The organism is Vibrio sp. 1078-1 (assembly GCF_033340475.1).
Genome location: NZ_JAWOWM010000779.1, coordinates 1 through 541 on the forward strand (window position 1 = coordinate 1; position 541 = coordinate 541).

Sequence of the window (541 nt, forward strand, 5' to 3'; positions counted from 1 at the left end):
CGCAACTCGTTTCTACTAAACCATTAGGTAAAGATAAATTAGCGCTTGAGACAAATTTGATTGGCTTGACGGGGGAGCAGGGTGTACTGCCTCAGCATTACAGTGAGCTTGCATTGCATCGACTGAAAGAAGGCGATCATGCGATGGTGGACTTCTATGACATTTTTAACCATCGGCTTTTATCCCTCTATTATCGAAGTTGGCAATTGAGTCAGTTAACCATACAAGCGCGTGCGCATGCAAAAAATCAGCGCTCCCCATTAACTGATTGCATGTCGTCATTGACTGGCGATGGGAATGATCTTGCACTGCATTATGGCGGCATGTATGCATCTCCAACACGAAGTAAAGGTGCATTGAAGAGCATTTTGGAATGTTTGTCTGGTTGCCAAATTCGTATTCACGAGTTTCAAGGTCAATGGATGCGACTGTCTAAATCTGAACAAACACGTTTGGGATCGAAAAGTATGCCCGAAGGCCAGTTTGCACAACTCGGTGCTGGTGCGTCACTAGGAAAAAGAGCCTGGAATATCAATGCAAG

The 541-nt window shown here is 44.9% G+C and carries 1 protein-coding gene; it reads left to right on the forward strand.

The genetic code is table 11. The features are described from left to right. Positions 1-541, forward strand: a 541-nt coding sequence (locus R7190_RS30015) for a type VI secretion system baseplate subunit TssG (RefSeq protein ID WP_318138227.1), incomplete at both ends; no start/stop codon positions are given.